Annotated in this window: 13 protein-coding genes and 1 riboswitch; of the genes, 10 read left to right on the top strand and 3 right to left on the bottom strand. The window is 68.5% G+C overall.

What is annotated here, in order from left to right:
- The 5 genes from C0012_RS03525 to C0012_RS03505 all read left to right on the top strand — a co-directional run bounded on the left by C0012_RS03525 (position 1) and on the right by C0012_RS03505 (position 5,320).
- Complete coding sequence (locus C0012_RS03525; RefSeq protein WP_110589734.1) at positions 1 to 1,134, top strand: carbohydrate ABC transporter permease; 1,134 nt, start codon at positions 1 to 3, stop codon at positions 1,132 to 1,134.
- Positions 1,134 to 2,060, top strand: coding sequence for a carbohydrate ABC transporter permease (locus C0012_RS03520; protein WP_110589735.1), 927 nt, complete (start codon positions 1,134 to 1,136; stop codon positions 2,058 to 2,060). Before C0012_RS03525 ends, C0012_RS03520 begins: the two co-directional genes overlap by 1 nt.
- 122 nt (positions 2,061 to 2,182) lie before the next feature.
- Positions 2,183 to 3,916 carry a glycoside hydrolase family 13 protein gene (locus C0012_RS03515; RefSeq protein ID WP_110589736.1) on the top strand — a complete coding sequence of 578 codons (1,734 nt, stop codon included), beginning with the start codon at positions 2,183 to 2,185 and terminating at the stop codon, positions 3,914 to 3,916.
- A 67-nt stretch (positions 3,917 to 3,983) separates the two neighbouring features.
- Positions 3,984 to 4,676, top strand: coding sequence for a DUF3105 domain-containing protein (locus C0012_RS03510; protein ID WP_110589737.1), 693 nt, complete (start codon positions 3,984 to 3,986; stop codon positions 4,674 to 4,676).
- Between the two features lie 20 nt (positions 4,677 to 4,696).
- Positions 4,697 to 5,320, top strand: coding sequence for a DUF305 domain-containing protein (locus C0012_RS03505; protein ID WP_232527761.1), 624 nt, complete (start codon positions 4,697 to 4,699; stop codon positions 5,318 to 5,320).
- Positions 5,321 to 5,372: 52 nt separating this feature from the next.
- On the opposite strand, the gene C0012_RS03500 is transcribed toward C0012_RS03505, so the two are convergent.
- Both C0012_RS03500 and C0012_RS03495 read right to left on the bottom strand, forming a co-directional pair.
- Positions 5,373 to 8,234, bottom strand: a complete 2,862-nt coding sequence (locus C0012_RS03500) for a sigma-70 family RNA polymerase sigma factor (RefSeq protein ID WP_162621909.1) — start codon at positions 8,232 to 8,234, stop codon at positions 5,373 to 5,375.
- Between the two features lie 308 nt (positions 8,235 to 8,542).
- Positions 8,543 to 8,935 (bottom strand): META domain-containing protein, encoded by a 393-nt coding sequence (locus C0012_RS03495; protein ID WP_110589740.1) that lies wholly within the window; start codon positions 8,933 to 8,935, stop codon positions 8,543 to 8,545.
- Between the two features lie 248 nt (positions 8,936 to 9,183).
- On the opposite strand from C0012_RS03495, the gene C0012_RS03490 reads away from it, so the two are divergent.
- The 3 genes from C0012_RS03490 (at position 9,184) to C0012_RS03480 (ending at position 13,692) form a co-directional block, all read left to right on the top strand.
- On the top strand, positions 9,184 to 11,199 hold the full coding sequence (locus tag C0012_RS03490) for a S1 family peptidase (protein WP_162621910.1): 2,016 nt from the start codon (positions 9,184 to 9,186) through the stop codon (positions 11,197 to 11,199).
- 95 nt (positions 11,200 to 11,294) lie between these two features.
- Positions 11,295 to 11,382: riboswitch (ZMP/ZTP riboswitch) on the top strand.
- A gap of 36 nt (positions 11,383 to 11,418) precedes the next feature.
- Complete coding sequence (gene glyA / locus C0012_RS03485; RefSeq protein ID WP_110588179.1) at positions 11,419 to 12,717, top strand: serine hydroxymethyltransferase; 1,299 nt, start codon at positions 11,419 to 11,421, stop codon at positions 12,715 to 12,717.
- Between the two features lie 93 nt (positions 12,718 to 12,810).
- Positions 12,811 to 13,692, top strand: a complete 882-nt coding sequence (locus C0012_RS03480) for a bifunctional methylenetetrahydrofolate dehydrogenase/methenyltetrahydrofolate cyclohydrolase (protein WP_110588180.1) — start codon at positions 12,811 to 12,813, stop codon at positions 13,690 to 13,692.
- 137 nt (positions 13,693 to 13,829) lie between these two features.
- Here the strand turns inward: C0012_RS03480 and C0012_RS03475 are convergent, their stop codons facing one another.
- The gene (locus C0012_RS03475) at positions 13,830 to 15,293 is read right to left on the bottom strand and encodes a helix-turn-helix domain-containing protein (RefSeq protein ID WP_110588181.1); all 1,464 of its coding nucleotides are present in this window, start codon (positions 15,291 to 15,293) and stop codon (positions 13,830 to 13,832) included.
- Positions 15,294 to 15,422: 129 nt separating this feature from the next.
- Between C0012_RS03475 and C0012_RS03470 the strand changes: the two genes are divergently transcribed.
- Both C0012_RS03470 and C0012_RS03465 read left to right on the top strand, forming a co-directional pair.
- Positions 15,423 to 17,282 (top strand): phosphoenolpyruvate carboxykinase (GTP), encoded by a 1,860-nt coding sequence (locus tag C0012_RS03470; protein ID WP_110588782.1) that lies wholly within the window; start codon positions 15,423 to 15,425, stop codon positions 17,280 to 17,282.
- 202 nt (positions 17,283 to 17,484) lie between these two features.
- Positions 17,485 to 19,989, top strand: coding sequence for a leucine-rich repeat protein (locus C0012_RS03465; RefSeq protein WP_162621773.1), 2,505 nt, complete (start codon positions 17,485 to 17,487; stop codon positions 19,987 to 19,989).
- Positions 19,990 to 19,991 lie beyond the last annotated feature (2 nt).

The following is a 19,991-nucleotide window of genomic DNA, read 5'->3' as shown; positions in this document are numbered from 1 at the left end:
ATGGCTGCCTTCCTCGAGTGGCTCAGCTGGCTCTCGCCCTGGGCCCAGATTCCGATCATCATCGCCGCCTTCGCGGTGGTGATCGGGATCCTGCTCTTCTTCATCGAGATCGCGCCGCGGTCGGGGCGGGTGTACACCTACATCCGCCTCGCCGCGTGCGTTCTGATGCCGCTCGGCGTCATGTGGGCGCTGCAGTCGTACACGTGGGCGATCATCGCCGCCGGCGTGCTCGGACTGCTGTTCTTCTGGCTCGACTTCCGAGCCAAGGCGGGCGCCGGGTACCTGTTCCAGCTGTTCGGCTTCCTCGCGCCGGCGCTCATCATGCTGCTCATCGGGCTCGTCTTCCCGGTGCTGCAGACGGTTGTGCAGTCGTTCATGAACTCGCGCGGTACGTCGTTCATCGGCCTCGACAACTACGTCTGGATCTTCACGCAACCGCAGGGCCTGCGTACCGTCGCGAACACGATCGTGTGGGTGCTCATCGCACCCGTCGCCTCGACCGCGATCGGTCTCGTCTACGCGTACTTCATCGACAAGACGCGCGGCGAGAAGATCTACAAGACGCTGATCTTCCTGCCGATGGCGATCTCGTTCGTCGGTGCGAGCATCATCTGGCGCTTCATGTACACGCCGCGTCCCGCGGACCGCGAGCAGATCGGATTCCTGAATCAGCTCATCGTGTGGCTGGGCGGCGAACCGATCTCGTTCCTTCAGGTCGAGCCGTGGAACACGCTGTTCCTCATCGTCGTGTTCGTCTGGATCTACACGGGCTTCGCGATGGTGGTCCTCTCCGCCGCGATCAAGGGCGTGCCGGCTGAGCAGTTGGAGGCCGCGCAGATCGACGGCGCCAATGCGGCGCAGCGGTTCCTGCGCATCGTGATACCGGGGATCCGCTCGTCGATCGTCGTCGTGCTGACGACGATCGCGCTCACGTCGATGAAGATCTTCGACATCGTGCGCACGATGACGGCCGGCGGCAACAACACGTCGGTCATCGCGAACGAGATGTACACGCAGTTCCGCAGCTTCGAATCCGGGCGCGCGGCCGCGTACGCCGTTGTGCTGTTCATCCTCGTGCTGCCGCTGATCATCTACAACGCGCGGCAGATGAACAAGCAGAAGGAGGTGCGGTGATGAGCGAGACACGCACCCTCGTCACGGGCGGCAAACCCCAGGCCCTGAAGGAGACCAAGCGACGCTTGACCTCGCCGTGGGCGACGATCGCGGCTCTCGTGATCGCGATCGTCTGGACGATCCCGACCTTCGGCGTGCTTGTGTCGTCGTTCCGTCCACGGACCGAGATCCAGACGACGGGCTGGTGGACGGCGTTCCAGAACTGGGGATGGACGCTCGACAACTACTCCGAAGCTCTGGGCACCGCCACGGGCGGGTTGACGATGGCGCAGTCGTTCGTCAACTCGTTCGCGATCACTCTGCCGGCCGCGATCATCCCCCTCATCATCGCGACGCTCGCCGCCTACGGCTTCGCGTGGATGGACTTCCGCGGCAAGAACATCCTCTTCGTGAGCGTGTTCGCGTTGCAGATCGTGCCGATCCAGATGGCGTTCATCCCGCTGCTGCAGCTGTTCTCGCGGGGTGAGGTGTTCGGGTTCCCGGTGATCCAGGCCTTCGGGACGGCGGGGTACGCGCAGGTGTGGATCGCGCACTCGATCTTCGCCCTGCCGCTCGCGATCTTCCTGCTGCACAACTTCGTCGCGCAGATCCCCGCCGACGTGATCGAGGCCGCGCGCGTCGACGGCGCCGGGCATGGGCAGATCTTCTTCCGCATCGTGATGCCCCTGAGCCTGCCGGCGATCGCCTCGTTCGCGATCTTCCAATTCCTCTGGGTCTGGAACGACCTGCTCGTTTCGCTCATCTTCGCGGATGGCAACGTCGCCCCTGTGACGAAGCTGCTCGCGCAGATGACCGGACAGCGTGGCGAGGACTGGCACCTGCTCACGGCGGGCGCCTTCATCGCGATCATCGTGCCGCTGATCGTGTTCCTGCTCCTGCAGAGGTTCTTCGTCCGCGGCCTGCTGGCCGGCGCGTCGAAGGGCTGAGCGCGAGTCCGCAAGTCTCCGGCGAATCCACCGCAAACAGCTGCGGATTCGCCGGAGACTTGCGGACATGTCGCGTCCGGGGCGAGGATCGGGGGACCGGACGCAGGACGAGGGGAGATCCGATGACGCTCGGCGGCGAATGGTGGCGCGAGGCCGTCATCTATCAGATCTATCCCCGCTCGTTCGCCGACGCGGACGGTGATGGGATCGGCGACCTGCCGGGCGCGCTCGCGCGCATCGACCACCTCGCCGATCTCGGCGTCGACGCGGTGTGGTTCTCGCCGTTCATGCGCTCGCCGCAACATGACGCCGGTTACGACGTCGCGGACTACCGCGACATCGATCCGCTCTTCGGCACTCTCGCCGACTTCGACGCATTCCTCGCGGCCGCGCACGAACGCGGGATCCGCATCATCGTCGATCTCGTGCCGAATCACTCGTCCGTCGAGCACGTCTGGTTTCAGGAGGCGCTCGCGGCGCCGCCGGGATCGGCGGAGCGCGAACGCTACCTGTTCCGCGATGGCCGCGGCGACGACGGCGAGCTGCCGCCCAACAACTGGGAGAGCGAGTTCGGCGGATCCGCGTGGGAGCGTGTGACCGAGCCGGACGGCACGCCTGGCCAGTGGTACCTGCATCTCTTCGACAGCTCGCAGCCTGATTTCAACTGGCGCAATCCCGAGGTGCGGGACGAGTTCACGTCGATCCTGCGATTCTGGCTGGATCGGGGCGTCGACGGATTCCGTGTGGATGTCGCGCACGGCCTCATCAAGAAGGAGGGGCTCGCCGATCACGAGAAGCCCGTCAACGCGGGGCCGATGGGCAGCCGCGACGAGCTGTCGCCGTATCGCGGCCAGCCCGAGGTGCACGACATCTTTCGCGAATGGCATCACGTTCTCGCGTCCTACGACGGGGACCGCGTGCTGTGTGCGGAGGCGTGGCTGTCGACGGCCGACAAGACGGCCCTGTGGGTGCGCCGCGACGAGATGCATCAGGCCTTCAACTTCGGATACCTCATGGCGGGATGGGATCCCCAGTCGCTGCGCGATGTCATCGCCGAATCGCTGCGGGCGTACCCCGCGGTCGGCGCCCCCGCGACATGGGTGCTGTCGAACCACGACGTGATCCGCCACACGGCGCGGCTCATGCTGCCACCAGGGCAGGACGATGGCATCGGCCCGCGCTCGCCGTATCTGCCCGAGTATGAGCCCGGCCTGCGCCGGGCGCGCGCCGCGACGACGATCATGCTCGCGCTTCCAGGATCCGCATACCTGTATCAGGGGGAGGAGCTCGGTCTGCCCGAGGTCGTCGACATCTCCGACGACGCTCGGGAGGATCCCACCTTCGTTCGGACGCAGGGTGAGCGCTACGGACGCGACGGCTGCCGCGTGCCGATTCCGTGGGAACGCGGCGCGCCCGCGAGCGGGTTCAACACGACAGGGGAGTCCTGGCTACCGCAACCGGAAGGGTGGGGCGATCACGCCCGCGATGTCGAGATCGCGGATCCGCGATCGACGCTCCATCTGTATCGGCGATTGCTGCGCGAGCGGCGCGAGCGGCGGCTCGGACGCAGCGTGCTCGTCTGGATCGACGATGTGGGCGATGACGTGCTGGCGTTCCACACGCACGACGTCACGGTATTCGCGAACTTCGGAGCGCAGCCGTTCCCCCTCCCCACGGGCCAAGTGATCGCGGCGAGCGGCCCCGTCGTCGACGGGCACCTGCCGACCGATACGGCGGTGTGGCTGGATACGGGTGGTGTCCCGATCGGGCCTGAGACGGGCGGCGTGCCGATCGTGCGCGATGATGTCGAAGACCTGATCCGGAAGTACGGATCGGAGGACGTGCCCAGCGACTGAGCTCATGTGCTCGCATAGAATCGGGGGAGCCCCCGCCCCGAGGGGCAAAGCGACCCCCCGGAGCGACATGGCCCAGCGCAAAAGCGGCAACCCCGCCCGTCAGGCGGAGATCGAGAAGCGACGCGCGCAGGAGCGCGATGAGAAGCGGCAGGCCGAGAAGGCCGAGAAGCGCCGTCGCGAGGCGCGACGACGTCGCACGAAGCGGATCGCCTGGATCGCCGGATCCGTCGCTGCGATTGCCGTGGTTGCCGCGATCGTCACGGTGTACGTCACGGCGCCCGAGCCGTTGAACCGCTACGACGCCGGGGGAGAGGGAGCCTCGATCGACGGCGTCGAGACCTTCGAGAACGGGACGGATCACGTCGAAGGCGCCGTCGAGTACCCGCAGAGTCCGCCGGCGGGCGGGCCACACCACGTGGCGTGGCTCAATTGCGGGGTCTACACCGAGCCGCAGCCGAACGAGAACGCCGTCCACTCGCTCGAGCACGGTGCCGTGTGGCTCACGTACGACCCGGAGCAGGTCGACGCGTCCGACATCGAGACGCTCGAGTCGTACGCGCCGTCGAGCTATTCGATCCTGTCGCCCTATCCGGGGATGGACACCCCGATCGCCGTGAGCGCGTGGAATGCGCAGCTGAAGGTCGACGACTCGTCGGACGCGCGGATCCGAGAGTTCTACGAGGAGTACTGGCGCAGCGACAACGTGCCCGAGCCGGGGGCGCAGTGCACGGGCGCGATCGACGGCCCGGGCAGGCAGTGACGGCACGGCCGCGCGGGGGAGTGCCCCGCTGGTTCGTGCTGCTGACCGTCGTCATCGTCGCGGCGCTCGCCTTCACGATCGGGCGCATCGTCGCGGTCGGCGGTGAAAACGACGACGCGGGGCCGAACGCTGCCGATGCGGGGTTCGCGCGCGATATGCAGGTGCATCATGCGCAGGCCGTCGAGATGGCGATGATCGAGTACCGCGCGACCGATGACGAAGAGCTGCGGATGCTCTCCTACGACATCGCGACGGCGCAGCAGGCGCAGCGCGGCCAGATGTACGGCTGGCTCGTCGAGTGGGGGCTGCCGCAGGCAGGAGATCCGCTGATGACGTGGATGCGCGGTTCCGAGCACGATCACGGCGCGCCTCCGCAGGCCGACGAAGAAGAGCTGCTCGCCGAGATGGGGATGGCGTCGGAGGCCGACGTCGCGCGCCTCGCGGAGCTCGGCGACGCCGCCCGAGACTGCCTCTTCGTCGACCTCATGATCCGACACCACGAGGGCGCGGTCGACATGGTTGACGCGATCGTTGACCTCGGCAGCGAGCCGGTTGTGCTGCGCACAGCCGCCTCGATGAAGGAAACTCAGCAGGCCGAGATCGACGCCCTCGAATCGATATCGAACCGCCTCGCCTGCGGGTGAGGCGGCGTCTTCTTCGCTTCAGCCGAGTGAGCGCCGGTGGGGTAACCGAACGCTACAGGGCGCCGAGGGCGAGGATCTCAGAGAGGGTGGCCGAGGTCTCCGGGCCGATGACGGCATCGCCGTTCGCTGTGACGCCTTCGTAGCGCAGGGCGAGCACAATCTTCGACGGATCGGTCGCGCCCGTCACCGTGAAGGTCGCGACGCCGTTTTCGTCGAGTGTCTTCTCCGCGGCCGATCCTTCGGCCGATCCCTTGGTGAGTGTCGCGCGGACGGTCGCCCCCGGTGCTCCGGACACGACCACCTCGTACTGCTCCCGAGCGGCGGTCTCCGATGCGCTGGTGAACGCCGGCGTGCCGTCCGGCAGCGGGGCCCCGTGGGCGGCCTCACTGTGTGCGCTCTCGTTCCCCGCCGCGTTGAATGCGACGACCGTGTAGGCATGGGAAGCGGCGACGAGGACGTCTTCATCCGAGGATGCGGTGCCCTCGGTGCGGGCGATCTCTTCGCCGTCGCGGTACACGATGTACCCCGTCACGCCGACATTGTCGGACGACGGGCTCCACGAGACCGTGCCGTCGAAGGTGACGCCCACATCCTGTGGAACCGAGGGATCCTGGGTGTCTTCGACGGTACGGATGGCCGGTGTGCTCGGGGCGCTCTCGTTCCCGGCGGTGTCGACCGCGAGCACGGTGTACTCGTAGGCTCCGGGGCCGAGGTCCGCTCCGTCCGCGTAGGCGGCGTCCTCGGCTGTCCCGATGGGCTCCTCGTCTCGGAGCACGATGTACTCGGCGATGCCGACGTCGTCCCGCGATGCCGTCCAGGTGAGCTGTCCGGCCCCGGTCACCTCGAGGTTCGTCGGGGCGGATGGCGCCGCGTCCGCAACCTCGATCGGATCCTCCGTGACCGCAGGATCGCTCCGCTCGTCGCCCGCGACGGAGACGACGAAGTAGAAGTACGTGCCGGGAGCCGGTGCGTCGGTCTCGAGCGTCGTCTGCGTCGTCTCCTCGATCTGCTCCGCGCCGTCGAAGTCGGCGTCGGTGTCGAAGAAGACTTCGTACTCGTCGGCGGCATCCACGGGGGTCCACTCGATCTGCACCGTGTCGCCGTCGAGCGAGGCGACGACCTCGGTCGGCGCCGTGAGCGTGGGCTCCGGCTCCGGCTTGGGCTCGGGCGTCGGTTCGGGGTCAGGTGTGGGCGTCGGGTCCGGTTCGGGCGTCGGCTCCGGGGTAGGCGAGGGTGCCGGTTCGGTCGAGGGCGCCGGCTCCGGGGTGGGTGTCGGGGTGGGATCCGGGGTCGGAGTGTCCTCGGGTTCTGGTTCCGGCTCCGGATCGAGCTTCGGCTTCGGCTCCGGCGTCGGCGACGTCTGCACCGTGGGCGCGAGAGCCGCGAGCAGTTCGGGGCGGACGCCGAGGGCGGAGAGCGTCATCGAGACGGGAGCGTCGGCCGAGGACGCGTAGACGACCGACAGCGATACGTCACTCCGCACCTGCTCTGCAGTGAGGGAGAACGTGAGTCTCGCGGATCCGTCGGGAGCGACCCGCGCCGAGTCGAGAGCGGGCCCGGCGACCGCGTGCACGAGCGACGTGGCGGGGGTGTTCCTCGTGCCGCCGGCACCGGACGCCGATCCGCCCGCGGCCTGAACGCTGACGGTGCGCCCGGGTTCGCCTGCGACGTTCATCGTGATGACGCGTGCCGCCGCATCGTCGACGTGTACACCAGCGATGCGCAGGGGTGAGACCGCGTCGTCGGCCTCATCGTCGACCTCGTCGGGAGCGGCGTCGGTCGTTTCATCGGAGACGAGCTCGTCCGAGGCCTCGATCGATGCGCTTTCGGGGGTGGCATCGCTGCCAAATGCATCTCCGGCAGCGGAAGGAACGGAAGGGGGCGACGTGACCGACGCCACAGCCACCGCGACGGCGACGGCCGTCGCGGCGAAGCCGGCGGTGACGAGCCCGCCGATGGTCCAGGCGGCCCCTGCCGAGGTGCCGCCACTCGAGCCTCCCGCTCCGGGTGCGACGGTCGCTCCTCCGGCGACGACGACCCCGCCCGCGGCGGCTCCGCCCTCGATGACGGCGGGCGGCATCGCCGCGAGCGCGACGAACGCCTCGTCACCGCGCTGCACCGACGCGAGGTACGCGCTCGCTGCCGGGATCCCGATCGCGAGCGGAAGCAGGATCATCGCCAGGCGGCCGCCGACGTCATCGGCCTCCGAGGCGACGATCGCGCAGCGAGCGCAGTCGGCGAGATGCGTCTCGAGACGCTTGCGGTCCCGTGTGCCGATGTTGCCGCGCGTGCGCGCGCCGAGGCGTTCGATGACCCACTGATGCTCTGATCCGTCGGTCACGGACGCGAGATGCGCCTGGATCCAGGCTTCGCGCAGCCCTTCGCGGGCGCGCGCGGCGAGCTGCGAGACGGCGGACGCCTTCAGGCCGAGAAGAGGGGCTGCCTCGCGCGGCCTCATCTGCTCGATCTCGGTGTACCAGAGCACCTCCTGCCATCGCGTGGGGAGGCTGCGGAACGCGGCGTGCGTGATCCCGCGGTCGAGGGCCGCTTCGGCCGCTTCATCGGTGCTGTCCGGATCCTCGAAGGTGTCGATCTCCTCGATCGCCACATCGTCGTGGGATCGACCCCAGGTGGCGGCCGTGTTCCGGATGGTCGTGAAGAGATAGGCGCGGAACGAGCTCGTCGGCCCGCCGCCGCGCCGCACGGTCTGGAAGATCTTTGCGTACGCCTCCTGCACCAGATCATCCGGATCGATGCTCGAGGTGATGTTGCGTGCGGCCGTCACTCCCGACCGGTAGTGGCGCGACCACAACTCGGCGAACGCGGCGGTGTCGCCCGAGCGGGAACGGAGGACGAGGTCGCCGTCAGACACGTCTGCGACGTCGTCGACGTCGCCTCCGTGTGATGTAGGCATGACTCTCCTCAGGGCTTTCGGGCTTCCGCACGATTCTGCCCCTCGTGTGCGCGACATGCCAAGCCCCACGTCGAACTCTCGGCGGATATCCGGTCTGACCTAGGTTTTCTGAACGAACGGGAAAAACTTCGCGGATTCGCGTCATGAAACGGCGCCCCGCCCGTCTTCTGGGGTGAGAGAGATACGTCGCTCGGCATCGGGGGAGTCAGTCCGAGCGGTTGTGAACGTGGAGCAACTACCCAAGACGACGGCCCACGATCCGAGGATTCGGATCGTGGGCCGTCGTGCTGATGTCTGTGGAAACCGGATCAGCTGCGGCTGAGCGAGCCGATCTCGGCGTCGGCTGCGTCGTAGACGATCAGAGTGTCGCCGTCGAGCTGGACCTGGGCGGCGTTGTGCAGCCAGGTGTCGATATCCGGGCAGGCCTTCTGCGTCATCAGACCGGGCTCGAGGAGGAGCTCCTCGCCTTCGACCTCGTACGTGCCGTTCAGGCCGTTGCAGCCGTCGGACCCGCTGTACGTGCCGTCGTCGGCGAACGTGAGGTACGGCTCGCCCTGCTCGGTGCTGGCGAACGTCGCGCCGACATAGTCCTGGGGATCCACGGATTCTCCTCCCGGAGTGGCGCCGGATGCGCAGCCGGCGAGTGCGGCGGACGAAGCCCCGACGAGGAACATCAGGGCGAGGCGGCGGCTCTTCGTCATAGTCGTCCTCCGGTGGTCGGGCGATCTTCGCTCGGACCCTCACACTACCGACGTTCTTCTGTAGTGTGGAGACGCTGTGTCCAAGCTGAGGATGCGCTGAATCCATCGGTGGGGCAGGCGAGACCAGAGCGGATTGGCGACTGCGTTGCCACAGACCATGGGGGATATCCTTGCGCTCCACATTCACACGGGCCTCGCGTCTGGGGGCGATCGGCACCGCGGTGGCATTCGCCGCAGGTGGCCTGATCATGACGCCGGCAGTGGCCGGAGAAGCGGCGCCGGAGGCGTCGCTTGATTCGCCGGAAACGGCGAACGAGAACGGTTTCCTCGCGGAGGCGATGCAGCTCGACGGTGTCGTCAGCATCACGACCGACGACGAGTCGAGCAGCATCACGGTGAAGGTCCTCGATGAGGGGCAGAGCGGCGAGGACGGGTTCGTCGCCACGGCTGCGACCGTCGACCAGGCGCAGCAGCTTGAGGACGACTTCGAGAACGTCGACGTCGTCGCCGTTCCTGCGGAAGAACAGTTCGTCGCGGCGTCGGCCGATGAAGTCGTCGGAGGCGCGGGAATCGTGTTCCCGACGCCCGAGGGTGCTTCGGTCTGCTCCACGGGCTTCGCAGGGTGGTCGCCCGAGGGTGAGCCCGCCGTCATCACGGCTGGTCACTGCGCCGCCGACGGTGCGGGACCCGAGGTCCTCCTCTCCGTTCCCTCGAGCGACGACAACGTCGCAAACGAGGCGCCGACCTATTCCCCCGAGGCCTACGCGGATCTCGGCACCTACGGCTTCCACCAGTACGGCGGCCCCGGTGACAGCACTGGCGCCGACGGAGACCCGTCGTCGACGGACATCGCCGTCATCGACGCGATCAACCCGGATCTCACGCTCCTGCCCGAGGTCACCGACTGGACCACGCAGGGCCAGGATGACCTCGCGGCGTCGACCATCTCGGTGAACGGAATCGGCGAGGCGTCGGTCGGCGACGTGATCCAGCGCAGCGGACGCACGACCGGCTTCGAGTCCGGTGAGGTCGTCAATCGCGGCTGGGCGAAAGTGTCGGGTCATTTCGTCTACGGATTCCTCGCCGTGCAGACAGGCGGCGAGCCCCTCGTGCTCAACGGCGACTCCGGCGGTGCCGTCCTGATCGGCAACACCGCGGTGGGTATCGTCAGCGGCGGTTCGAGCTCGGGAGACCAGCTCTTCTTCGCCGATCTGCAGGCGGCGCTCGCGGTCGCCCCGGGGTACACCGTCGCGCTCGACATCGCCGAGCCCGAGGTCACCACGGCGGCCACCGTTCGCGGCGGTTGGTTCGAGGGATCCGCTCCCGCGAACTCGGAGGTCACCGTCTCCGGCGACATCGAGGGCGTCTTCGGGGCCAACGAGAACGGCTACTTCGCCTTCCCGGCGCCCGAAACGGTCGGTTCGTTCGACATCTCGCTGCAGGCCACGAAGGGCTTCGACGTCTCGGAGCGGGTCGACGCGACCGTCGAGACGAGCGAGATCCAGGTCGATGCCCCCGGTATCACCAGCCCGGGCAACGAGTCGAGTACGACCGAGACCATCACGGAGATCACCGGAACCGGCCAGCCCGGCGCCGAGGTCTCGCTGACCGGTGACGTCGAGGGCACCGCCACGGTGGCCGACGACGGCACGTGGTCGGTCGCGACCGAGCTCGGGTTCGGTGAGTACACTGTCAGCGCCGTCCAGACCTACCAGGGCGTCGCGTCCGAGCCCAGCCGGGCTTCCTTCACGGTGGTCCCGGGAGCTCCCGCGATCGTGACGCCCGAGAACGGCGGCTCGTACACGGAGGGCGAGCTCACCGAGATCGTTGGCGAGTCGTCCATCGAGGGCGCGACCGTCACTGTGACGATCGAGGGCGACAACATCGCCGAGATGTCGGCCACGCTTGACGCAACCGGCGCACAGTCGACCGAGGTCATCGTCGAGGGCGGCACGTGGATGGCTGAGCTCTTCCAGGACCTCCCGGCCGGCGAGTACACCGTCTCGGCGTCGCAGTCGATCGACGGCGTCTCCAGCGCGTCGGCCTCGTCCACGTTCTCGGTCGTCGGCGCCGCTGCGCCCGGCGGCGGGGGCGGTGCGGGCGACTCCGGAGATGCAGGTGACTCCGGTGACGCGGGCGGCGAGGAGCTCGCCGCGACCGGCGCGGACGTGAACGCCACGGTGCTTCCGCTCGCAGGCGGCGCCGCGTTCGCACTCATCGCCGGTGCCGCGCTTCTCGCGATCCGTCGCGCGATCCGCGCCTGACACCAGCGGCAGCGCATACGAGCCGCCGGGGTGGGGCGAGCTGATCAGCTCGCCCCACCCCGGCGGCTTCTTTCGGACCGCTGACGCGCTATGATCGGTTCCGTCGCGACTGGCGCCCGAGGTGGGTCACCACCGGGGAGCGACACCCTGAACGGCATTCGACCGCGCGCCTGGGCCGAAGCGATCCCCTGATTTCCGCTGAGTCGTTCTGGAGCACGCATGACCGAATCGCTGTTCAACGCCCCCCTCTCCGAGGCCGATCCCGAGATCGCGGAGGTCCTCCAGCGGGAGCTCGATCGGCAGCGCGGATTCCTCGAGATGATCGCCTCCGAGAACTTCGTCCCGCTCTCGGTCCTGCAGTCGCAGGGATCCGTTCTCACGAACAAGTACGCCGAGGGCTACCCGGGGCGCCGGTACTACGGCGGCTGCGAGGAGGTCGACGTCGCGGAGAACCTCGCGATCGAGCGGGCGAAGTCGCTCTTCGGCGCCGCATACGCGAACGTGCAGCCGCACTCGGGCGCGACCGCGAATGCGGCGGTCCTCCACGCGCTCGCCCGTCAGGGCGACACGGTCCTCGGCCTGTCGCTCGATCACGGCGGTCACCTCACGCACGGGATGAAGATCAACTTCTCCGGTCGCCTCTACGACATCGTCGCCTACGGCGTCGACCCCGCCACCTCGCTCGTCGACATGGATGAGGTTCGCCGCCTCGCGCACGAGCACAAGCCGAAGGTCATCATCGCCGGGTGGTCGGCCTATCCTCGACAGCTCGACTTCGCCGAGTTCCGTCGCATCGCCGACGAGGTCGGTGCATACCTCTGGGTCGACATGGCCCACTTCGCGGGCCTCGTGGCGGCCGGTGCGCACCCGAACCCCGTCCCGCACGCGCACGTCGTCTCGTCGACCGTTCACAAGACCATCGGCGGCCCCCGATCGGGCTTCATCCTGACGAACGACGGCGACATCGCGAAGAAGATCAACTCGGCCGTCTTCCCCGGGCAGCAGGGAGGTCCGCTCATGCACGTGATCGCGGCGAAGGCGACCGCGTTCAAGCTGGCGGCGAGCGATGACTTTGCCGATCGGCAGAAGCGCACCGTGCGCGGCGCGCAGATCCTCGCTGAGCGTCTCCAGCAGCAGGACGTCGCCGACGCCGGCATTTCTGTTCGCTCGGGCGGCACCGATGTGCACCTCGTGCTCGTCGATCTGCGCGACGCCGCCATCAACGGCCAGGAGGCCGAAGACCTCCTCCACGAGATCCGCATCACCGTCAACCGCAACTCCGTGCCGGACGATCCGCGCCCGCCGATGGTGACGTCGGGGCTGCGCATCGGCACCCCGGCGCTCGCGACGCGCGGATTCGGCGATGCGGAGTTCACCGAGGTCGCCGACGTCATCGCGCTGGCGCTGCTGCCGAATCCCGACACCTCGGCGCTCCGTGCGCGGGTCGAAGCACTCGCGAACGCCTTCCCCCTCTATCCCGGGGTCGAGGCCGCAGGCCAGGGCTACGCCGGCGTCTGATCCGGCATCGACGCGCGCGGCACGTATCACTATGGTGAGAGGCATACGTGCCGTGCGCGCGCCGCGCCGTACCCGCTCGAGGAGGAGACACGAATGACCGCACAGGTTCTCGATGGAAAGGCCGCATCGGCGGCGATCAAGCAGGAGCTCACGGAGCGCGTCTCCGCGCTGCGGGAGAACGGCATCACGCCCGGCATCGCGACGGTGCTCGTCGGCGCGGATCCGGCATCGCAGCTGTACGTCGGCATGAAGCATAAGCAGTCCGTCGCCATCGGCATGAACTCGATCCAGCGTGAGCTGCCGGCCGATGCGACCCAGCAGCAGGTCGAGGACCTCATCGACGAGCTCAATGCGGATCCCACCTGTCACGGCTACATCGTGCAGCTGCCGTTGCCGAAGCACATCGACACCGACGCCGTGCTCGAGCGGATCGATCCGGCGAAGGATGCCGACGGCCTGCACCCGACGAATCTCGGCCGACTCGTGCTCAATGTCAATGCGCCCATCGCGACGCCGCTGCCGTGCACGCCGCGCGGCGTCATCGAGCTGCTGCAGCGAAACGACTACGACCTGAACGGCAAGCACGTCGTCGTCGTCGGACGCGGCGTCACGATCGGCCGCTCGATCGGCCTGCTGCTGACACGTCGCGAGATCAACGCCACCGTGACGCAGGTGCACACGGGAACCGTCGACATGGGGCAGTACCTGCGTCAGGCGGATGTCATCGTCGCCTCGGCCGGGGTGAAGCACCTCGTGAAGCCGGAAGACGTCAAGCCCGGTGCCGCGGTTCTCGACGTCGGCGTCACTCGTGAAGAGGATCCTGCGACCGGCAAGCAGAAGATTTTCGGCGATGTGCACCCCGACGTTGCAGAGGTCGCCGGCTTCCTGTCGCCGAACCCGGGCGGCGTCGGCCCCATGACGGTCGCGCTGCTTATGACGAACGTCGTCGAGGCGGCCGAGCGCGCCTCTTCCTGACCGGATCCGCGTTCGCGGGTGCCCCGTGGTCGCTCTGAGCTATCAGGGCGAACACGCGGCACCCGCCACTTGCATGTCGGGGGCATTGCGACCGCGCGGCACCCGCGAACGCGCGTCGGGGGCCGAGAGACGGCGCGTCAGCCGTCGTGGCGTTCCAGGAACTCGAAGACGTCGCTCTCGGCGACGCCGGGGAAGTTGCCGCGGGGCAGCGGGCTGAAGATGTGCGTGTGCACGCGCGCGCTCGGCCACGCCTTTCCTGACCAGCGAGCGAGCACCTCGGGGGAGGGGCGCCGGCAGCAGTTCTCGTCCGGGCACGTCGAGTGCGAGCGCTTCTGCGTCTCGCGACCGCGCCAGAACCGCGCGTCGTCGAAGGGCACGCCGACCGTGATCGAGAACGCTCCCGAGTCGCTGGATCCGGTCTGCGTCGCGCTCCAGAACGTTCCCGCGGGGGTGTCGGTGTACTGGTAGTGCTCGGTGGTGCGGTTCTGACGCTCGAAGGCGGTGCGCGCCGAGAACTTCCGGCACACGATCTGCCCCTCGACGGCGCCGGTGACGTCCTCGGGGAGGGGAAGCCCGTCGTTGGAGTAGACGCGCTCGATCTGCCCCTCGGAACCGACGCGCAGGAAGTGCAGCCGCATATCGAGGTGCTCGGTCATCAGGTTCGTCATGCGCATGCTCGCGGCCTCGTGCGTGACGCCGAACGCATCGCGGAAGTCCTCGACCGCGAGATTGCGATCCTTCTTCGCCTCCTGCAGGAACGCTACGCCCGCCGTCTTGGGGATCAGGCAGCACGCCGCGTAGTAGTTGATCTCGAGGCGCTGCTGCAGGAAGTCGGCGTACGAGGTCGGCGGCTGGTGCCCGAGCAATCGGTGCGCCATCGCCTGCAGCGCCATCGACCGCAGCCCGTGCCCGCCCGGGATCGACGCGGGCGGCAGGTAGATGCGCCCGTTCTCGAGATCGGTGATCGAGCGCGTCGAGCTCGGCAGATCGCCCACGTAGACGAGCTCGAAGCCCAGCTGCTGGGCCATGAGGCTCACCGTGCGGTGGGTGAGTGCCCCGCGCGAGTGCCCCGCGGCGGCGAGCTGCTCTTCTGCGAGCTTCTCGATATCGGGGAGGTAGTTGTTGCGATCGCGCATGCGGATCCGCAGCTCGGTGTTCGCGCGTCGCGCTTCCTCGGGCGTCGCGTTCGCCTCGCGATCGCGGCGCTGAAGCTCGGCGTGCAGACCGAGCACGGTCTCGATCGCGTCGTCGGTGAGCCCCTTCGTCACCTTGATCGGCGGGATGCCAAGCTGCAGGAACGAATAGCTGTGCTGGGCGCGCTCGAGCTCGATCTCGAGCGCCGCGCGGCGGTTCGGGGGCTCTGCGGAGATGAGGTCGGTCACGGTCGTCGATGTCGCCTCGGCGATCGCCTGCAGCAGGGTGAGCTTCGGCTCTCGCTTGCCGTTCTCAATGAGGCTCAGCTGGCTCCCTGCGACGCCGACGGCCTCGCCGAGCTCGTCGAGCGTGAGATCCCGCGCGAGGCGGTGATGTCGGATCCTGTGGCCGAGCGTCTTGAGCTCGATGCGCGGAGTCGAGGAGGTACGAGGCGTCGCGGAACTCATTCCTTCATGGTAGCGAAAGAACCGGATTTCTTTCACCTCGGATCGCTGCCAAAGTCGATCTCATGTGACGGATTCTTGATGTGCGGCACGATTCTCACGCCGCACTCGGAGATCCCAAAGGAGCGAACGATGGCCCTCGCAGAGCAGACGACCGTCGCGTACGGAAGCCGCCTCGCCGAGTACGGAGCGCAGCCCGCATACCGGAGCGCCGCTTTCGAGGCCCTCGTGCGCTGGGTCGACGAGATCGCGGCACTCACGCAACCCGAGCGGATCCACTGGGTCGACGGATCGCCCGAGGAGAACGAGGCGCTTCTCGCCGACATGGTCGAGCAGGGCACGCTCATCAAGCTCAACGAACAGTGGCGTCCGAACAGCTACCTCGCCCGCAGCGACGCAGGCGACGTCGCCCGCCTCGAGTCGCGCACCTTCATCGCATCCGAGCGTGAGGAGGACGCGGGGCCGACGAACAACTGGGTCGCGCCGGACGAGATCCGCGAGACGCTCACGCCCCTCTTCGAGGGGTCGATGCGCGGTCGCACGATGTTCGTCGTGCCGTTCTCGATGGGCAAGGTCGGCGGACCGATCTCGCAGCTCGGCGTGCAGCTCACCGACAGCCCCTACGCCGTCGCCTCGATCGAGATCATGACGCGCGTCGGAGCCGAGGTCACCGAGCTGATCGCCGACGGCACGCCCTGGGTGCACACCGTCCACTCGGTCGGTCACCCGCTCGCGCCCGGTCAGCCGGATGTCGCCTGGCCCTCGAACGACGAGAAGTACATCGTCCACTTCCCCGACAGCCTCGAGGTGTGGTCGTACGGATCCGGCTACGGCGGCAACGCGATCCTCGCGAAGAAGTGCTACGCCCTGCGTATCGCCTCCGTGCTCGGGCGCGACCAGGGGTGGATGGCCGAGCACATGCTCCTCATCCGCGTCATCTCGCCGGAAGGGAAGAAGTACCACATCGCGGCGGCCTTCCCCTCGGCGTGCGGCAAGACGAATCTCGCGATGCTGCGCCCCACGATCCCGGGATGGACCGTCGAGACGCTCGGCGACGACATCGCGTGGATCCGTCCCGGTGACGACGGCCGCCTGTACGCGATCAATCCGGAGGCGGGATTCTTCGGCGTCGCCCCGGGGACGGGCATGTCGACGAACGTCACGGCGGTCGAGGCGCTGCACGGCAACGTCATCTTCACGAACGTCGCGCTCCGCCCGGATGGCGATGTGTGGTGGGAAGGACTCACCGACGACGCGCCGAACTACCTCGTCGACTGGCAGGGCGAGGGCTGGACGCCTGACAGCGGGCGTCCCGCAGCGCATCCCAACTCGCGCTTCACCGTATCCGCGGCGCAGGCCCCGTCAATCTCGGACGACTGGGAGGAGGCCGTTCCCCTCGACGCGATCCTCTTCGGCGGACGCCGGGCGACGAACGTTCCCCTCGTCACCGAGGCCTTCGACTGGAACCACGGCACGTTCATGGGATCCACGATCTCGTCCGAGCGCACCGCGGCGGCCGAGGGAACCGTCGGCGAACTGCGCCGCGATCCGTTCGCGATGATGCCGTTCTGCGGCTACAACATGGCCGACTACTTCGGGCACTGGATCGAGATGGCCTCCCTCGCCTCGACCTTGCCCGCGATCTACCAGGTCAACTGGTTCCGCAAGGGTGACGATGGCCGCTTCCTGTGGCCCGGCTTCAGCGAGAACGCGCGCGTGATCGAGTGGATCGTCCGCCGCCTCGAGGGTGAGGTCGACGCCGTCGACACACCGATCGGCCGCGTTCCGGCCGAAGGCGACCTGAACCTCGACGGGATCGACGTTCCCGACGCCGATCTCGAAGAGCTCTTCTCCATCGAGCCCGCGTCGTGGCTCGCGGAGGCCGACCTCACGGAGGAGTTCTACAACACGTTCGGCGATCGCGTGCCGGCAGAGCTGAGGGATCAGCTCGCCGCGCTGCGCGAACGCCTCCAGACCGCGAAGAAGGGCTGACCGCACTCAGCCCCTTCGCCAGCGACGCCCCGGACCGCACGCCGGGGCTCGCAACACCAGCGGCCCGCCCCTGCCGATCCGGGGGCGGGCCGCTGTCATGCGCGTGGGACGGATATAGGCGACGATCGCCGATGTGGCCGGGCGGGCGGATGCGTAGCGTCACGATGACCGTGCTCGTCTCCTCCCCGTGAAGGCCGTTCCCGTGAGTTCCCGCCGTTCCCGCCGCCGGACGCTCCTCGGCGTGCTCGCCGCATGCTTCGTGGTTCTGCTCGCGGGCGGGCCGGCCCTTGCCGACTATGTCGACGACGGTGAGTACGCGTACGAGTTCGACCCCGCGGCCCCGGAGCCTGCCGCGACGATCGTCAGCTACTGGGGCGATGGCGGCGACGTCGTTGTGCCGTCGTCGTTCACGGCCGACGGCGGGGAGTACCCGGTTCGCAGGATCGAAGAACTCGCGTTCGCCGCCTACCCGGAAGGGCCGATGCAGGGGCGCGGGCTGATCAGCGATGTCGTGCTGCCGAGCACCGTCTGGGAGATCGGAGCGGCGGCCTTCGCCAACAACCCGATCGAGTCGGTCGACATCGGCGCCGGTGTCGAGGCGATCGGACCGGAGGCGTTCCTCGCGACCGATCTGACGCGCGTCGACATCCCGGGCAGCGTCGAGTGGATCGGGCCCAGTGCGTTCGAGGACATCGGCGCGCTCCGGTCGGTGGTCTTCGAGGGGAGCGCGCCCGATATCCAGGGCGCAGGCACCGACTATCCGACGTTCGACAGGGGTGCGGATCCACTTCTCACTTATCGGTGGGAGCACGGCGCCGAGGCGAACGGCGGCGAGGGATTCACGAGCCCCGAGTGGAAGGGATACGCGAGCCAGGCGCTCGTCACGCTCACGTACGAGCTCCAGGGCCGCGGCGAGCCTGTCGCGCCCGCCACGGTCGTGCAAGGCGAGGTTGCGCCGGCTCCGCCGGATCCCGTGGCCGACGGGTACGAGTTCGACGGGTGGTTCGAGGATCCGGAGGGCACGCGAGCTGCCGATCTTTCGCAGCCGCTCCAGCGGAACCGCACGGTGTTCGCGGCATGGCGCGAGGCGGCGCCCGAGCCGACGCCCACGCCGACGCCGACGGTCACGCCGCAACCGGAGCCCACGCCGACGCCGACCGTCACGCCGGAGCCGGAGCCGGAGCCGGAGCCGGAGCCGGAGCCGGAGCCGGAGCCGGAGCCGGAGCCGACTCCGACGCCGGCACCGGAACCGTCGCCGACATCGACCCCGGCTCCGCAGCCGACATCGGAGCCGGAGCCGGAACCCGAACCAGAACCAGAACCGACGGATCCACCGTCGCCCGAGCCCGAGCCCGAGCCCGAGCCCGAGCCCGAGCCCGAGCCCGAGCCCGAGCCCGAGCCCGAACCGACCGAGATGCCCGCCCCGATCGCCGGCCCGGCTCCGTCCCCGGCGCCCATCAGCGGGCCGGATCCGGATCCGTCGCTCGCACCGTTCGCGCCCGGCTCGTCATCGCTCGAGTCGGCGGATCAGCCCGATCCCCGTCCGACGCGCACCCCGGAACCGCGGGAGACGCCGCGCGTTTCGCCGACTCCCATCCCTCTCCCGTCGCCCGGCCCCGGCGAGCCGGCGGCCATGCCTCCCGCGCCGACGTCCACTCCTGCGCCGATCGCCGCGCCCGATGTCGGGGGACAGATCGGCGGATCCGCCCTCTTCCCAGCGGATCCAACGCCCTTCGGGACCGCGATGCCCAGCGTGTCGGATGTCGCGGATCTCGCGCCCCGTGCGCTCGCGGGAGCGGCCGGGATCGGCGCCGCGTTCCTGATGTTCGTCGCCCTCCCGTCGGAGCTTCTGAGAGCCACTCTCCAGGCGAACTATCCGCAGGCCTTCGCCTGGCTCGCGCCCGTGCGACGCGTCTGGGGAGCGTTCGGGGTCGGCTCCAGGCGCCGGATCCCCCGGTGGATCCCCGCCACAGGACTGTTCGCGATCGCGGCGGCGCTCGCCGCACTGGTCCGCGGCGGGACCGAAGAACCTGCGGTCTTGGGGCGCCTGTTCCTCGCGATCTTCGCCGCGTTCGGTCTCATCTGCGGCGTGTGCCTCCTCGCATCGTGGGCGATGGGTCGCCGCTTTGGCATCGCGTCAACGCGCATCGCTCTGCCGGGGCTGCTCATCTTGACGGCGGTGAGTGCCATCGGATCCCATCTCTTCGGCCTGCAGCCCGCCATCCTGTTCACGGCGCTGTTCGGCACGGCATTCGCCCGGGCGATGACGCGAGACGAATCGGGGAAGACGTCGACGGTCGTCTGCCTCGCGATGATGGTCGCCGGACTGGCGGGGTGGATCGGCTACAGCGCGATCGCTCCGGACGCCGCGGGGTACGGCGTCGAGTGGGCCCGGGAGTTCACGGCCTCGCTCGTCGCGGGATCCATCGGAACGTGCGTCATCGCGCTGCTGCCGCTCACCTTTCTCGACGGAAGGAACGTCTTCCGGTGGTCGAAGGCGTGGTGGGTCGTGCTGTATGCCGTCACCCTCGTCGCGTTCCTGCTGATCGTGACGCCGCTTCCCTCGGTCTGGCACGAGGTGAGCGACCAGGCGATCATCTGCGGCGCCGTCTTTGGCGCCTTCGGGGTGATCTCGATCTCGGTCTGGTTGTGGTTCCGCTCCCGTTCTCGGGCGGAGCGCGTGACGGAGGAGGTCAGCCCGCGCTAGGT

It is taken from the genome of Microbacterium suaedae, from assembly GCF_003254645.1.
In the GTDB taxonomy this organism is placed as follows: domain Bacteria; phylum Actinomycetota; class Actinomycetes; order Actinomycetales; family Microbacteriaceae; genus Microbacterium; species Microbacterium suaedae.
This window is presented reverse-complemented; position numbering and strand designations above follow the sequence as displayed.

What these genes read in the sequence shown, in the direction of transcription:
- C0012_RS03525 (WP_110589734.1), top strand. Translation starts at nt 1, where the DNA reads ATGGCTGCCTTCCTCGAGTGGCTCAGCTGGCTCTCGCCCTGGGCCCAG.
- C0012_RS03520 (WP_110589735.1), top strand. Translation starts at nt 1,134, where the DNA reads ATGAGCGAGACACGCACCCTCGTCACGGGCGGCAAACCCCAGGCCCTG.
- C0012_RS03515 (WP_110589736.1), top strand. Translation starts at nt 2,183, where the DNA reads ATGACGCTCGGCGGCGAATGGTGGCGCGAGGCCGTCATCTATCAGATC.
- C0012_RS03510 (WP_110589737.1), top strand. Translation starts at nt 3,984, where the DNA reads ATGGCCCAGCGCAAAAGCGGCAACCCCGCCCGTCAGGCGGAGATCGAG.
- C0012_RS03500 (WP_162621909.1), bottom strand. Translation starts at nt 8,234, where the DNA reads ATGCCTACATCACACGGAGGCGACGTCGACGACGTCGCAGACGTGTCT.
- C0012_RS03495 (WP_110589740.1), bottom strand. Translation starts at nt 8,935, where the DNA reads ATGACGAAGAGCCGCCGCCTCGCCCTGATGTTCCTCGTCGGGGCTTCG.
- C0012_RS03490 (WP_162621910.1), top strand. Translation starts at nt 9,184, where the DNA reads ATGACGCCGGCAGTGGCCGGAGAAGCGGCGCCGGAGGCGTCGCTTGAT.
- glyA (WP_110588179.1), top strand. Translation starts at nt 11,419, where the DNA reads ATGACCGAATCGCTGTTCAACGCCCCCCTCTCCGAGGCCGATCCCGAG.
- C0012_RS03480 (WP_110588180.1), top strand. Translation starts at nt 12,811, where the DNA reads ATGACCGCACAGGTTCTCGATGGAAAGGCCGCATCGGCGGCGATCAAG.
- C0012_RS03475 (WP_110588181.1), bottom strand. Translation starts at nt 15,293, where the DNA reads ATGAGTTCCGCGACGCCTCGTACCTCCTCGACTCCGCGCATCGAGCTC.
- C0012_RS03470 (WP_110588782.1), top strand. Translation starts at nt 15,423, where the DNA reads ATGGCCCTCGCAGAGCAGACGACCGTCGCGTACGGAAGCCGCCTCGCC.